Source organism: Streptomyces sp. NPDC033270, assembly GCF_055576575.1.
The window spans coordinates 67,244-80,264 of the sequence record NZ_JBVIRA010000005.1 but is presented as its reverse complement, the minus strand read 5'-3'; the positions used below and the strand labels follow the sequence as shown (position 1 = coordinate 80,264).

At 71.7% G+C, this 13,021-nt stretch carries 7 protein-coding genes; 4 read left to right on the top strand and 3 right to left on the bottom strand.

What is annotated here, in order from left to right; translation table 11 throughout:
• Nucleotides 1–549 precede the first annotated feature (549 nt).
• The 3 genes from ACZ5XZ_RS10270 (at nt 550) to metG (ending at nt 5,562) form a co-directional block, all read left to right on the top strand.
• Entirely contained in the window at nt 550–2,076 is a 1,527-nt protein-coding gene (locus ACZ5XZ_RS10270) for a vWA domain-containing protein (protein ID WP_468976140.1), read from the top strand.
• A 239-nt stretch (nt 2,077–2,315) separates the two neighbouring features.
• A complete protein-coding gene (locus ACZ5XZ_RS10265; RefSeq protein WP_468976605.1) occupies nt 2,316–3,794 on the top strand; it encodes an MFS transporter in 1,479 nt (492 codons plus the stop codon).
• Between the two features lie 52 nt (nt 3,795–3,846).
• Complete coding sequence (gene metG / locus ACZ5XZ_RS10260; RefSeq protein ID WP_468976138.1) at nt 3,847–5,562, top strand: methionine--tRNA ligase; 1,716 nt, start codon at nt 3,847–3,849, stop codon at nt 5,560–5,562.
• Between the two features lie 151 nt (nt 5,563–5,713).
• Here the strand turns inward: metG and ACZ5XZ_RS10255 are convergent, their stop codons facing one another.
• Both ACZ5XZ_RS10255 and aspS read right to left on the bottom strand, forming a co-directional pair.
• Nucleotides 5,714–7,459, bottom strand: a complete 1,746-nt coding sequence (locus ACZ5XZ_RS10255) for a hypothetical protein (RefSeq protein ID WP_468976136.1) — start codon at nt 7,457–7,459, stop codon at nt 5,714–5,716.
• Nucleotides 7,460–7,602: 143 nt separating this feature from the next.
• On the bottom strand, nt 7,603–9,366 hold the full coding sequence (gene aspS / locus ACZ5XZ_RS10250) for an aspartate--tRNA ligase (RefSeq protein ID WP_468976133.1): 1,764 nt from the start codon (nt 9,364–9,366) through the stop codon (nt 7,603–7,605).
• Nucleotides 9,367–9,647: 281 nt separating this feature from the next.
• Between aspS and ACZ5XZ_RS10245 the strand changes: the two genes are divergently transcribed.
• Nucleotides 9,648–11,819, top strand: a complete 2,172-nt coding sequence (locus tag ACZ5XZ_RS10245; protein ID WP_468976130.1) for an ATP-binding SpoIIE family protein phosphatase — start codon at nt 9,648–9,650, stop codon at nt 11,817–11,819.
• Here the strand turns inward: ACZ5XZ_RS10245 and ACZ5XZ_RS10240 are convergent.
• The gene (locus ACZ5XZ_RS10240; protein ID WP_468976128.1) at nt 11,741–12,895 is read right to left on the bottom strand and encodes an AI-2E family transporter; all 1,155 of its coding nucleotides are present in this window, start codon (nt 12,893–12,895) and stop codon (nt 11,741–11,743) included. The two genes, ACZ5XZ_RS10245 and ACZ5XZ_RS10240, sit on opposite strands and share 79 nt — an antisense overlap.
• Between the last annotated feature and the right edge of the window lie 126 nt (nt 12,896–13,021).

Genomic DNA, 13,021 nt, shown 5'->3' with positions numbered 1-13,021 from the left:
ACCTGAACGACTCAGTTCTTACCCAGCTCTTGCCACTTCGTTTCCGGGGCGTGATGTGAGGGCGTCGCGCGAAGGTGCACTCTCCCCACTCCGGCCAACTCCCCCACCTCCCACCACTTCTACCAACTCCCCCAACTTCACTAACTTCGCCAAAACCCCCAACTCGGCCAACATGCTCCCCATTCGCCACCTCCACATCCCCGTCCCCCACAGCCCCATCCGGCCGCCGCGAGACGGCACACGTGAACAGGCAGTGAATCCGGAGCCGCGGCAGACCCCGGCGAGTGGCCGCCCGGCACGCCGTACGGGGCCCCGCACGGACCACCGTTCAGCCCCGTACGCAGGGCGGATGCCCCACAGCCAGGACACCGGCGGCCTGACTGAAACCCCCTCCCCCGCGATACTGCCCGGATAGCCCACCACGCGAGGCGCGGGGTCCCACGATGAGGCCGGTCCCGGCCGCTACGCTTACGTATCCGTCCTGGTCAGGGACATGTCCGTGCTTCACGGACATACGCCGCACCCACCACACGCAAGAGAGGTTCGCCGATGGGCATTCGGAGTCTGCTGCGCAACGCTTTCGGTCGCTCCAAGGCGGCCCGTGAAGAATCCGGCGCGGCCCCGAGCGGCACGGCCGACAAGCCGGAGTCCGCGACCATCCCCGAGGCCCGCGAGGAAGCCACCCCGGCCCCCGCCCCGGAGGCCGAAGTCCCCGCCGCCCGCACGGCGCCCCCGGAGACCCCGGCCCCGAGCCCGGCGCCGACGACCGCGACCCTGCCGGCCCAGAGCAGCCCGGTGGACCGCGCGGAGACGCCCGTACGGACCGAGACGCCGTCCGTACGCGAGGAGTCCGCCGGCGACGCCCCCACCGCGACCGAGCCGGCCAAGGCCGACGAGGAGCCCACGGCGGACGCGGCCGGCGACGAGCCCGACACCGCTGCCGTGGACAAGGCCGACACCGTCTCCGAACTCGTGAGCCGGGCCTTCGACAACCCGAGCCCGTCGGCGCCGGCACCCACCGAGTCCGCCGCGGAGTCCGCCACGGAGTCCGCACCGGCCCAGGACGAGGCCAAGGAGGGCGCTGAGGCCGCGGCCAAGACCGAGGCCCCCGCCGAGGCCGAGGACGAGCCGAAGGGCGAGGCCGTCCCGGAGGAGGAGCCGACCGCCGAGGCCGCGCCGGAGCCGGAGGCCCAGCCGAAGCCTGAGCCCCAGCCGGAGCCGCAGGCCGAAGCCGAGGCCAAGGCCGAGCCCCAGCCCGCCAAGGACGCGGTCACCGAGACCAGCGAGGCCGTCGAGAGCCCCGCGGACGCCAAGGGCACCGAGAGCACCGAGGACGCCAAGAGCCCCGCGGGCACCAAGGACACCGAGAGCTCCCTGGCCGCCACCGCCCCCGGCCTGGTCAGCCTCTACAAGTCCGCCGGCACCACGCTGGAGAAGCACGGCCTCGCCACCCAGCGCGCCGCCGTCTACCTGGTCCTCGACCGCTCCGGCTCGATGCGCAACTACTACAAGGACGGCACGGTCCAGAACCTCGCCGAACAGGCCCTCGGCCTCGCCGCCAACTTCGACGACGACGCCACCGTCCCCGTCGTCTTCTTCTCCACCGACGTCGACGGCACCGCCGAGATCGACCTCACCAACTACGAGGGCCGCATCGAGGAGTTGCACGCCGGCCTCGGCCACATGGGCCGCACGAACTACCACTGGGCCGTCAACGCCGTCGTCGAGCACTACAAGAAGTCCGGCAGCACCGCCCCGGCCTTCGTCATCTTCCAGACCGACGGCGCCCCGACCTCCAAGCCGGCCGCCGAGCGGGCCCTGTGCGAGGCCGCCGAACTCCCCATCTTCTGGCAGTTCATCGGCTTCGGCGACCCGGAAGCCAAGGGCTTCGACTTCCTCCGCAAGCTCGACGACCTGGCCGTCCCGGAGAAGCGCGCCGTCGACAACGCCGGCTTCTTCCACGCCGGCCGCGACCCGCGCAGCCTCTCCCACGACGAGCTCTACCAGCAGCTGATGGTCGAGTTCCCCGAGTGGCTCACCGAGGCCCGCACCGCCGGCGTCCTCAAGGACAACTGACCCGCGGGCTCCGCCACCAGCACCCCACCGGCCGCGGCCGGGCCCCACGGCCCGCCGCGGCCGACGCTTTCACCGAGACCACGGCAGCGGCGGCACAGCAGGCGAGCCGTGTCCCCGCTCCCTAGGCTGAATGCGTGAAGCACCTGCGCGGAGCGGGAGGTGCCGCGCCGCCTCCCGGATCCGGGACGCCCAGATGGGCCGCGTCGGCGGAGCCCGACCTCCGGCGCTGGTGGGCGCTGGTGGTGATCGCGACGGCGCAGTTGATGGTGGTGCTGGACGCGACCATCGTGAACATCGCGCTGCCGTCGGCCCAGCGGGCCCTGGGGATGTCGGATGCCAACCGGCAGTGGGTGATCACCGCGTACACCCTCGCGTTCGGCGGGCTGCTGCTGCTCGGCGGGCGGATCGCCGATCTCGTGGGGCGGAAGCGCACGTTCATGATCGGGCTGGTGGGGTTCGCCGTCGCGTCGGGGCTGGGCGGGGCGGCCACCGGCTCCGGGCTGCTGTTCGGGGCGCGGGCGCTGCAGGGGGCGTTCGCGGCGCTGCTGGCGCCGTCCGCGTTGTCGCTGCTGACCACGACGTTCCCCCGGGGCAAGGAGCGCAGCAAGGCCTTCGGGATATACGGGGCCATCGCGGGTGGCGGCGCGGTCATCGGGCTGATCGCGGGTGGGCTGCTGACCGAGTACCTGGACTGGCGCTGGTGTCTGTATGTGAATGTGCCGGTCGCCCTGGTGGCCCTCACGGGAGCGGCGGTGTTTCTGCGGGGCCGGCCGGAGCGAAAGCGGGTCTTCCTGGACGTACCGGGTGCCGTGCTGGGGTGCGGCGGCCTGGTGGCGATCGTCTACGGGTGCGGTGAGGCGCAGCCGCGGGGGTGGGGCGACGGACTGGTCGTGGGGATGCTGGCGGGGGGCGCGGCGCTGCTGGCCGTCTTCGCGTGGTGGCAGACGCGGGCGCGGCATCCCCTGCTGCCGCTGCGCATCGTGCGGGACACCAATCGCGGCGGCGCGTTCCTGACCATGGCGCTGGCGGTGGTCGCGATGTTCGGGACGTTCCTCTTCCTCACCTATTACTTCCAGACCGTGCTCGGATATTCGCCGGTCAGGGCCGGACTGGCCTTCCTTCCGATGGTGGCGGCGATCGTGGTCGGGTCGACGCAGATATCGGCGCGGCTGCTGCATCGCGTCCCGCCGCGGTTCCTGATGGTTCCGGGTGCGCTGCTCGCCGCCGCGGGGCTGTTCACGCTGACGTTCGTGACGGCCCGGCCGGCGTATGTCTCCCATGTCCTGCCGGCGGAACTCCTCGTCGGGCTGGGGATGGGGCTGACGTTCATGCCGGTGATGGCGACGGCCACGACGGGGGTCGCGCGGCAGGACTCCGGCGTCACGTCCGCGACGGTCAACACGGCACAGCAGGTCGGTGGTTCGATCGGTACGGCGCTGCTGAACACGATCGCCACGTCGGCGAGCGCGGCGTATCTCGCGGACCGGCTGGCCGAGGCGGCCCGCGGGAGCGCGGGGCAGCAGCTCCCCCCGGCGGTCCGGGAGGGCCTGGTCAAGGACGGGGTGGTGCACGGATTCACCGCGGCCATCGGGGCCGGGTCGGTGATCATGCTGGTCGCCGCCCTGGTCGCCGGGACGATGGTGAAGGCGCCCGGCGCCGCCTCCGCGCTCCCCGAAAAGCCCGCGCCGGAGCCCCCGACCCGTCCAGTACGATATTGACGTTCCGTAAAGCAAATCATCACTCACCGTAGCGACTTGGGAGCAGCCGGCAATGGCTCGACACCTCATCACCAGCGCCCTTCCGTATATCAACGGGATCAAGCACCTGGGCAACATGGTGGGGTCCATGCTCCCGGCGGACGTCTACTCCCGGTATCTGCGGCAGCGCGGGCACGACGTGCTCTACATCTGCGCGACGGACGAGCACGGGACGCCCGCCGAGCTGGCGGCCAAGGAGGCGGGCCAGTCCGTCGACGCCTTCTGCGCGGAGCAGCACGACAAGCAGAAGGCGATCTACGAGGGCTTCGGCCTGGAATTCGACCACTTCGGGCGCAGCTCGTCCCACGAGAACGTCGAGCTGACCCAGCACTTCGCGCGCAAGCTGCACGAGAACGGCTTCATCGAGGAGCGGGCGATCCGCCAGGTCTTCTCGGTCACCGACGACCGCTTCCTGCCCGACCGCTACATCGTCGGCACCTGCCCGCACTGCGGCTACGACAAGGCGCGCGGCGACCAGTGCGAGAACTGCACCCGGGTGCTGGACCCGACCGACCTGATCGACGCCCGCTCGGCGATCAGCGGCAGCGGTGACCTCGAAGTGCGCGAGACCAAGCACCTCTTCCTGCTCCAGTCGAAGCTGCAGCACGAGGTCGAGGGCTGGCTGGAGGGCAACGGCAGCAAGGAGTGGCCGACGCTCGCCTCCTCCATCGCGCACAAGTGGCTGACGGAGGGCCTCCAGGACCGGGCGATCACCCGTGACCTGGACTGGGGCGTTCCGGTGCCGGCCGATGTGTGGCCGGAGCTGGCAGCCGAGGGCAAGGTCTTCTACGTCTGGTTCGACGCCCCGATCGAGTACATCGGCTCGACGAAGGAGTGGGCGGACGTCGCGCCCGAGGAGCGCGACTGGAAGTCGTGGTGGTACGAGGCCGATGACGTCCGCTACACGGAGTTCATGGCCAAGGACAACGTCCCGTTCCACTCCGTGATGTTCCCGGCGACGCAGCTGGGGACCCGCGAGCCCTGGAAGAAGGTCGACTTCCTCAAGGCCTTCAACTGGCTCAACTACTACGGCGGGAAGTTCTCCACCTCCCAGCGGCGCGGCATCTTCACGGACGCGGCGCTGGAGCTGCTGCCGGCCGACTACTGGCGCTACTTCCTGATCGCCAACGCCCCCGAGTCGGACGACACCTCCTTCACCTGGGAGCTCTTCGCGTCCTCCGTCAACAAGGACCTGGCGGACACCCTCGGCAACTTCGTCAACCGGGTGCTGTCGTTCTCCCGTAAGCGCTTCGGCGACGAGGTGCCTGCGGGCGCCGAGGCCGGGGCCGCGGAGCAGAAGCTGGGCGAGGAGATCGCCGGGCTGCTGGCGGAGTACGAGGGCCACATGGAGGCCCTGCAGTTCCGCAAGGCGGCCGCCTCGCTGCGCGCCCTGTGGAGCGCGGGCAACTCCTACCTGGAGGAGAAGGCCCCGTGGCTGGAGATCAAGACCGACAAGGACGCTGCGGCGCTGACGCTGCGCACCGCGATGAACCTGATCCATCTGTACGCGGTGGTCTCCGAGCCCTTCATCCCGGCGACGGCGAAGGCGATGCGGGGCGCGTTCGCGCTGGAGAACGACACCGCGGTGTGGGTCTCGCGGGACGAGGCGAAGGCGCTGGCCTCGGTGCCGGCCGGGGTCCCGTTCACGGTGCCGCCGGTGCTCTTCGCGAAGATCACCGAAGAGGACCTGGAGTCCTACCGCGAGCGCTTCGGCGGCGCGGAGCAGTAGGCACGGCGGTGCACTGAGCACGGCAGCGTCGAGAGCCCGGCCGTGTGGTCGGCAGGGACGAGTTCGGCATACGCGCGCCCGTCCGGTCCTTGGGGCCGGGCGGGCGCGCGCGTAGGCGGGGCGGCCGCTCGCCGGGAGGCGCGGCGCCCGCTCAGGGCCGGGCCGCCGGGGACACGTAGGCGTTCAGCCGCTTCAGGCCCGGCGTCGGGGGGAGACGGACCGGGCGCCAGCCGCGGGCGTAGCCCGGCAGCGCCTCGCCGGCGGTCAGGACGACGGCGGCGGGGCTGCGGGCGCCCAGCCGGGTCAGAGCGGCGGGGGTGATGCTGGCGTCGTGCCCGCCGGGTTGCCGGGAGGCGCAGCCGAGCTGGTACGCCACCCGTACCGCTTCCTGGCCGCTCACCGCGCACGGCGGCCGTACGCCGGCGGCGCGCAGCGTGTCGCCGATCCGGCCGATGTCGGCCTGCGCGCGTACGGTTCCCCGCTGCATCTTGTGCAGGATCGCCAGCTGCATCGCCTCGTGGCCGAGCAGCGCGATGACCAGCACGGCCACCGCCCAGGTGTGCCGGCGGCGGGGCAGCAGCGTCATCCAGTACAAGAACCACGCGGCGGGCAGCATCAGCAGCGCGTAGGCGGGCAGCAGGAAGCGCGGCGCGGCGTAGTCCACCGTCAGCAGGTAGGGGGCGGCGAGGCAGAGGCCGACCAGTGCCGGGAGGGCGATGGGGCCCGGACCGTAGCGGTGTCGCGCGCCGCCGGGGTCGCGCAGGCTCGGTGGCCAGACCGGCGCATGCGGCTGCAGCGCGCCGTCGAGCCCGAGGCCGACCGCCCGGAGGGGATGCAGCCCGAAGGTGTCCATCCGCACGGGCTCCAGTCCGAGGTCGCGACGACCGCCGGGCTCGCGGCCGCGCGGCGTCGGCCAGACCGGCCCGTACCGGTGCAGCGTGCCGCCGGGCTCGCGGGCGCGGGCCGACGCCCAGACCGCCCCGGCGACCGCCAGCGGCAGCGCGCACCACCAGACCGCCGTCACCGGGTACGTCCAGTCCAGGTCGCAGGGGCGACAGAGCGTCTTTCCCTGCAGCGCCCGTGCGTGGTCGCCGAAGGACGGGTGCCAGCCCAGACCGCCCTGGATCCCCCCGGCCTGGCGCAGCCGCTCCACCAGCCCGCCGTAGGACACATACGCCTCCACGACCCACTCGGCGCACCCGAGGGCGAGACCGGCCGGGATCGCCAGCAGCACGGTCGAGCGCCGCCAAGCCGGCACACACACCGCCGCGGCGAACAGCGGCAGGGCCAGCCACACCCCGTCGAGGGGGCGCATCAGCGCGGCCAGGGCCACCGCGGCGGCGAGGCCCACCGCCGCGCCCCGCCCGGCCTGCGGAGCCAGCTGTGCCGACGGCTGGCGTACGGCCAGCAGGAAGCAGCCGGTGGCGACGAGTGCGGCGTAGCCGGTCCACAGGTTGGGCATCACCTGCGGGCCGTAGAAGAGCGTGACCCACAGACCGGCGAACAGTGCGCCGCCCAGGGCCGGAACGGGAGCGGGCAGCAGACGCCGCCAGAGGCACAGGGTGAGCAGGAACGCGGCGCCGGAGAGCACCGCGAGGTAGCAGTGCAGGGCGGTGGCCGATGTCGTCAGGACGGCGGCCGGGGCGAGGAGGAGGGTGACGCCGCGGGCGCGCGGGGCACTGAAGAACGCGGCCGGGGCGTGGGCGTCGACCTGGCTGACATAGACCGTCTCGTCCCATCCCAGGCCGGGCGTGGTGAGGGCGAGGTAGAGCTGGCCGGCGGTGAAGACGACGGCCAGGGCGATGAGCCAGGGCAGGTCGCGGACCTGGGCGAAGTGCGCCGTACGGGGCCGTGAGACGAGACCGGGCGCACGGGGGAGGAGGCTGGCTTGCTGCATGAGCACCACCCTGCGTGCGGTGCAAGAACCCGGCCACACGTGTGGTGCGGTTGGAGCACCCGGCTCACACGCGCTGAGGGTGGTGTTTCACGTGAAACACCACCCTCAGCGGGTTGTTCGAGGCCCGGCCTCGCCGGTGACGCCTACTTCACCTGCGGCTTGCGGACGTTCAGGTGCAGCTCCTTGAGCCGTACCTCTTCCAGCTCCGTCGGCGCACCCATCATCAGGTCCTGCGCGTTGCCGTTCAGCGGGAACGCGATGGTCTCGCGGATGTTCGGCTCGTCCGCGAGCAGCATGACGATGCGGTCGACGCCGGGGGCGATACCGCCGTGCGGCGGGGCGCCGAAGCGGAAGGCGCGCAGCATGCCCGCGAACTTCTCCTCGACGGTCTCACGGTCGTAGCCCGCGATCTCGAAGGCCTTGATCATGATGTCCGGCTCGTGGTTCCGGATCGCGCCGGAGGACAGCTCGACGCCGTTGCAGACGATGTCGTACTGCCAGCCCAGGATGTCCAGCGGGTCCTTCTCCTCCAGGTCCTTCATACCGCCCTGCGGCATGGAGAAGGGGTTGTGGGAGAAGTCGATCTTGCCGGTCTCCTCGTCCCGCTCGTACATCGGGAAGTCGACGATCCAGCAGAAGCGGAAGACGTTCTCCTCGAAGTGGCCGGCCCGCTTCGCGGCCTCGACGCGCACCGCGCCCATGATCTTCGAGACCTCGTCGAAGTCGCCGGCGCCGAAGAAGACCGCGTGGCCCGCCTCCAGGCCGAGGCGCTCGGTGAGCACCTTGATGTTCTCTTCGGTCAGGAACTTGGCGATCGGGCCGGTCAGCGCGCCGTCCGCACCGACGCGCACCCAGGCCAGGCCCTTGGCGCCGTGCTGGATCGCGTACTCGCCGAGCTGGTCGAAGAACTTGCGCGGCTGGTCCTGCACGGCCGGCACCGGCAGCGCACGGACGTGCTTGCCGGCGAAGGCCTTGAACGCCGAGTCCGCGAAGACGTCGGTGATGTCGACCAGTTCCAGCTGGGCGCGCAGGTCCGGCTTGTCGGAGCCGTACTTGAGCATCGCCTCGCGGAACGGGATGCGCGGGAAGGGAGAGGTGACGTGGCGGCCGTTGCCGAACTCCTCGAAGAGCTCGGTCATCAGCTTCTCGACGGGCTGGAAGACGTCCTCCTGCTCGACGAAGGACATCTCGATGTCGAGCTGGTAGAACTCGCCCGGCGAGCGGTCCGCGCGGGCGTCCTCGTCCCGGAAGCACGGGGCGATCTGGAAGTAGCGGTCGAAGCCCGAGATCATCAGCAGCTGCTTGAACTGCTGGGGGGCCTGCGGCAGCGCGTAGAACTTGCCCGGGTGGAGGCGGGAGGGCACCACGAAGTCGCGTGCGCCCTCCGGAGACGTGGCGCTGAGGATCGGCGTCGCCATCTCGTTGAAGCCGAGGGTCGTCATCTTGTGGCGGATGGACGCGATGACCGCCGAGCGCAGCATGATGTTGCGGTGCATCCGCTCGCGGCGCAGGTCGAGGAAGCGGTACTCCAGGCGCCGCTCCTCGTTGACGCCGTCGTCGGCGTTGATCGTGAAGGGGATCTGCTGAGCCGCGCCCAGGACCTCGACCTCGGTGGCCTCGATCTCGATCTCGCCGGTGGGCAGCTCCGGGTTGACGTTCTCGGCGCCGCGCGAGACGACCCTGCCGTCGACGCGGACGACCGTCTCCTTCGTCAGCTTGTCCAGCGCCTCGGCGGCCTGGGTGCCGGGGCGGGCGACGAGCTGCACGAGACCGTAGTGGTCGCGCAGATCGATGAAGAGGATGCCGCCCAGGTCACGACGATTGTGCAGCCAGCCGCTGAGGCGGACGTCCGTGTCGACGTCCGCGGCTCGGAGCTCGCCGCAGTTATGGGACCGGTACCGGTGCATCGCTCATCCAAGTCGTCGCGAGTGTCGAGGTGAGGAGTTGACGGGAGCGGAGGAGAGGGATCGGAACACGGGCTCGTACGCCCGGTCGCTCTCCCCGGCGGTCACCCGAAAGGCCACCCCAGGATTGACATAACCGCTCCAGGTTACCGTCCCGGCCCCCGCCCCTTCGTTGACATATACGCATCAGTGCTTCGCCGGGCCGAGGCGGGCGCCCCCGGCTGGGACGACGGTCACGTTCCGCTCGCTGGTCGACCTCCGCCAAACACACATAAAGTGATGCAATGCGCACCAAGGACCTCCTGGCCGCCCTCGCGACCGGCCTGTGGCGCTGGGACAACGCATCGGGACGGGTGACCCTCGATGCCGAGGCGGCCCGGCTGCTCGGGCTCCCCGACGCGCCGGCGGAGCTGAGCGAGGCCGCCGTGCGCTCCCGTTTTCATCCCGTCGACTTCGCCGAGATCAACGGGGTGATCCAGCTCGCGGTGTCCGAGGAGACCCTCGCCGAGGCCCGGCTGCGCATCGTGGACGAGCGCGGGCGGGTGCAGCGCATCGTCCGCACCCGCGCCCGCCCCCGGGTCGTCGACGGCGGCCTCGAACTGGTCGGCACGCTCCAGGAGGTGCCCGAGCCGCAGCCCGGCACCTCCGCCCCGATCACCCCGATAACCGGCGACTGGCGCCGCTCCCGCGAGGCCTTTCTGCTGGACGCGGGGCGGGCACTGGCCGAGGCGCGGTCCACGGCCGAGGTGCTGCGGGTGGCGGCCGGGCTGTCCATGCCCGGCTTCATGCCCGACGGCCTGGCGGTCTTCGGCATCGAGGGCGACCGGATCTCGGTCATCGGCCACCACGGCCACCGCCCCGGCGACGAGAAGCCCTTCCTCAACATGGCGCTGGAGACCGACTACCCGGCCGCCGAGGTCATCCGCACCGGGCGGGCCATCTATCTGCCCACACCCGAGGACTACAGCCGCCGCTACCCGGCCACCTGGCCGCTGGCCGCCCGCTTCGGCCGTACGTCGTGGGCGTTTTTGCCCCTGGTCAACGCGGGCCGGACGATCGGCGCCTGGATGGCCGGGTTCGCCCAGCCGGTCGCCTTCACGCCCGACGAACGCTCGGTGCTCACCACCGTGGCCCGGATGCTGGCCCAGGCGCTGGCCAGGGCCGGCGTGCAGGAGGAGCAGCAGGAGCTGGCGCTGGGGCTGCAGCGCAGCATGATGCCGACAGTGCAGCCCGACATCCCGGGGATGACGGTCGCCGCCCGCTACGTACCGACCGGCGGCGGGCTGGAGGTCGGCGGTGACTGGTACGACATGATCCCGCTGCCGTCCGGGCGGATCGCGCTGGTCATCGGGGACGTCCAGGGGCACGACGTGCGGGCCGCGGGCCTGATGGGGCAGCTGCGGATCGCCCTGCGCGCCTACGCCTCCGAAGGCCACCATCCCGATGCGGTGCTCTCGCGCGCCTCCCGCTTTCTGGCCGGGATCAACGAGACCGCACTGCGCGGCGACGGCGAGGACCAGCGCTTCGCGACCTGCCTGTACATCGAGGTGGATCCGGCGACCGGACTGCTGGACATCGCGCGGGCCGGCCACCCCGATCCGGCGATCCGCCTGAGCGACGGCACGATGCTGGTCCGGCCCACCGCGGGCGGGCTGCCGCTGGGCATCGTCCCGGACACCGACTACCCCACCACCCGGCTCGTCCTGGAGCCCGGCGAGACCATGGTGGTGTGCACCGACGGGCTGATCGAGACCGGCGGCCATGATCTGGAGACCGGCTGGGCCCGGCTGCGCGACATCATCGAGGCGCATGAGGTCGGCGAGGACGACAAGAGCCTGGAACGGCTGGCCGACGCCCTGGTCCAGGCCGTACACGGCCCGTCCTCGCACCACACCACCGGACCGCTGGTGGACCGCCGCGAGGACGACATCGCCGTACTGCTGCTCAGCCGCGAGGCCGCCAGCTGCGGGGTGGGCACCGGCGGCCCGCTGGCCCAGCGGCCCGTACGGCGCACCGTGCTCGCCGTCGCCCAGGCCGAGCCGCAGCGGATAGCCGAGGCGCGCCGGCAGGTCCGCGACGTGCTCCACGACTGGGCCGACGCCGACCAGGTCGACTCGGCGGTGCTGATGGTCTCCGAGGTCGTCACCAATGTGCTGATGCACACCGACGGCGATGCGCTGCTGGTCGCCGAGATCTCCGGCCCCCGGGGCGCCCGGCGGATCCGCGTCGACGTCTCCGACAGCAGCGATGAGCTGCCGCACCGCCGCAGCCCCGGCGAGCTGGCGTCCTCGGGGCGCGGGCTGGTGCTGCTGGAGCTGCTGGCCGGGGCCTGGGGCGTGGACCCGCGCGGGGACGGCAAGTCGACGTGGTTCGAGCTCTACGAGGACGCGGGGGAGGCGGCCGGCCCGGTGTCGCCGGAGCCCGCGTCGGAGTCGGAGTCCGAGCCCGCCGCGTAGTGCTTGCGCAGCTCGTGCAGCACGCCGGTGGCGGCCGCGGTCAGCGGGACGGACAGCAGCATGCCGAGGATGCCGCCGACGCTGGCGCCCGCGGTGATCGCCAGCATCACGCTCGCCGGATGCATCTGGACCGTGCGGCTCTGGATCATCGGCTGCAGCACATGGCCCTCCAGCACCTGCACCGCCAGCACGACGCCGAGCGCCCACAGCGCGATCACAAAGCCGCGGTCCGCGAAGGCCACCAGGATCGCCACCGCCCCCGAGATGAACGCACCGAGGTAGGGGATATAGGCGCCGACGAAGACCAGCGCGCCCAGCCCGACGGCGCCCGGCACCTGGAGGATCAGCAGTCCGACGGTGATGCAGAGGGCGTCGATCAGCGCGATGAAGGTGGTGCCGCGCATAAAGCCCTCGATGGACTGGAAGCCGCGGCGGGCCATCCGCTCCAGCTGGGGTGCGGACTTGCCGGGCGCCCAGTCGTGCAGGGCGCGTACGGCCTTGTCGGAGTCGCGCAGGAAGAAGAAGGTCAGCAGCAGGGCGAGCACCGAGGCGGCAAGGAACTGGCCGACGATGCTGACGCCCGCCAGTACCCCGGAGGCCGCGGTGCCACCGAACTTGGTGACCAGCCCCTTGGCGTTGGAGGCGAGGTCGTCCAGTGAGGTGCCGGCCGTACCGAAGTGCTGGGAGAGGCCCTTGGCGGCGTCCTTGAGCGAGGCGATGATCTGGTCGCCGGTGTCCACCAGCGCGCTGACGACGATGTATCCGGCACCGCCGACCACCACCACCAGGACCGCGCAGGTCAGCCCGGCCGCCAGCGAACGGTTGAGTTTCATCGCCACCAGCCGCCGGTAGAGCGGCCCGAGCAGCGCGCTGCCGAGCAGTGCCAGCAGCACGGGCGTGACCGCGGCGCTCAGGACGACGCACAGCCACACCCCGAGGGCCAGCACGGCCACGATCAGCAGGAGCACCCCGCACCAGGCCGCGGCACGGCGGGCCTCGATCGGCAGCAACGGCTTGCCGGGCGGCGGCCGTTCGCCCTCGGCGCCGCGCGAGTCTTGATCCGAGTCGTTTCGCACCCGGACAGTCCACCACGGCGAACGGCCCGAGAGCGGGGGCTGGAACGGGCCGGGGGGGGGGGGGGGGGGGGGGGAGGAGGAAACAACACACCCCCGCTCTGGCCGCAGAGGAGGACAGCGCCCTCC